The 1,931-nt window shown below is 39.5% G+C and carries 2 protein-coding genes; one reads left to right on the top strand and one right to left on the bottom strand.

What is annotated here, in order from left to right:
• Positions 1-159 precede the first annotated feature (159 nt).
• Positions 160-780 carry a hypothetical protein gene (locus tag WBA23_RS01785; RefSeq protein WP_424580523.1) on the top strand — a complete coding sequence of 207 codons (621 nt, stop codon included), beginning with the start codon at positions 160-162 and terminating at the stop codon, positions 778-780.
• 78 nt (positions 781-858) lie between these two features.
• On the opposite strand, the gene WBA23_RS01780 is transcribed toward WBA23_RS01785, so the two are convergent.
• Positions 859-1,515 (bottom strand): hypothetical protein, encoded by a 657-nt coding sequence (locus tag WBA23_RS01780; RefSeq protein ID WP_424580522.1) that lies wholly within the window; start codon positions 1,513-1,515, stop codon positions 859-861.
• Between the last annotated feature and the right edge of the window lie 416 nt (positions 1,516-1,931).

Genomic DNA, 1,931 nt, shown 5'->3' with positions numbered 1-1,931 from the left:
CTTGACCACTAATCAAGAAGTAATTGATGCCAATAACACTTTCTCAGACAACGCGGGAGAGACCAACCTTCCTTAAACTAAAACGGAGAGGAGCTAAAACCCCTCTTCTTTTATTAACTAATAAAACATTTTATTTAACAAACCAAAACCAATTAAACCATGAAAAAACTATGCACAATCATTTGCCTATTAACCATTTTTGGCTTCACAGCCCAAGCCCAGAGCACCGTTCGGGTAGATGGTGGTGATAGAGGAGGAGGATTAGCCTACGATAAAGGCACCAACATTCTGAACATTGGAATAGGATTAGGGCGAACCATTAACCGGTATAATAATTATAACCGCTACAGCTGGTACGGGTACGGTGGAATAGGAGCTTCACTCAATGCTAGCTACGAAATTGGATTTCACGAGTACTTCAGTGCCGGAGTGTACGGCGGAATAGGCCGCTACGGTATTGGAAATGGGTGGAGTTCTACCGCCATTGGTGCGGGGATACGTGGCTCGTTTCATTACGTGGCTCTAGCCAATGAAGCTTTGGACTTAGGTTTGAATGAAGATAAGCTTGACTTATACATTACTGTAGTATTGGGAGCTGAGGTTATCTCGTATAACATTGATAACCGCGATTTTCAGGATTCTTTCGGCAACCGTACTGGGGTAGATTTTGGTACAATACTCGGTGGGCGTTATATGCTGAACGAACGCTTCGGAGTATACTCTGAACTAGGATACGGAGCGTTATCAGTGTGGACCGTAGGGCTTACCGTAGGAATGTAATAGAACACTCGTACGAATAAATTAAAAAAGCGCATTTATTAAATGCGCTTTTTCTTTGTTTAATCTAATATGTAGAGCTTAATCCAGTTCTTCAACAAGCCACAGTATAAAGAATATTGAGCCAACTAGCCAGGATATTCCCGATAGTATACTAAATATTACTCCAACACCACCAGCACCTGACAAAGCAACTGCTAGAATAGTAAGTATAAGGCCAAGTATCCAGAACAAAATAGCTTTTCTTAAGTAAGGATCTAAGTCATCAAAAATAGTCTCTGAGTTTGGCGAGGCTTTTAGATCCTTAGCAAGCGAGCGAATTTCGCGGCGGATTTCTTTGCGTTTGTTTTTAGATTCTCGGCGGGTCAATGATTCATCTTTAGCCGATACAGCCAAATCTGATATTCCCTCTATGCGCTCGGCTAGTTGAGAATTACCACTCTTATGTAGTTTTTTGGTTAATTTTTGGGTGGCATCGGCCATCAGTTTCTCAGTACTCTTATACTGCTCTAATTCAGGCTTGATGGATGCTAATAGCTCCTCATCGGCCAGACTAAGTGATTCTAGCTTGTCGGGTACTTCCGATGGTTGTAGGGTTGGCTGTTGTTGGGCTACCCGGGGCTGTTGCTTGAAATAATGCTTATTCCCGTAGGCTACCTTGCTGGATTGGCAACTGGAAAAAATACAGGTGGCGGAAAGAAGTAAAACTCCAATCCAAAAGACTGATCTGGTGAACATAGTACTAGGTTTAGTTAGAAAATGTGTTAAATATAACGATATCCTAACAACTGACGAACTAACGATGTAAATTTTTAAGATTATAGTTTGATTTTCGCAAGAAAATTAATTTTAAAAGTATAAAGTAGACCCACCTATTAACTAGACTTCATCTGGAAGTTTTCATCAACAAACGCATCAATATTAATTAGTAAAACCGCTCGTTTTGCTATCTCATTAGAGGTAGGCAAAACCAAAAAAGGTGTTTGCCTGCTGATGCGAATTTTATACCATCATAAATCACAAATTATTTAAGTATTTGATAATCAAACATTTATCAATTTGTAATTTGGTATCTTCAATTTGAAATTAGTATTATTTGGAACAGGAAGTAAGTTCATCTTTCCGTTCTGCTAAGTTCTCATTCAATCAAATAC

Origin of the sequence: Tunicatimonas sp. (assembly GCF_049647865.1) — a bacterium.
GTDB lineage: Bacteria > Bacteroidota > Bacteroidia > Cytophagales > Cyclobacteriaceae > Tunicatimonas.
The sequence above is the reverse complement of the archived record's forward strand: the minus strand, read 5'-3'. Positions and strand labels throughout refer to the sequence as shown.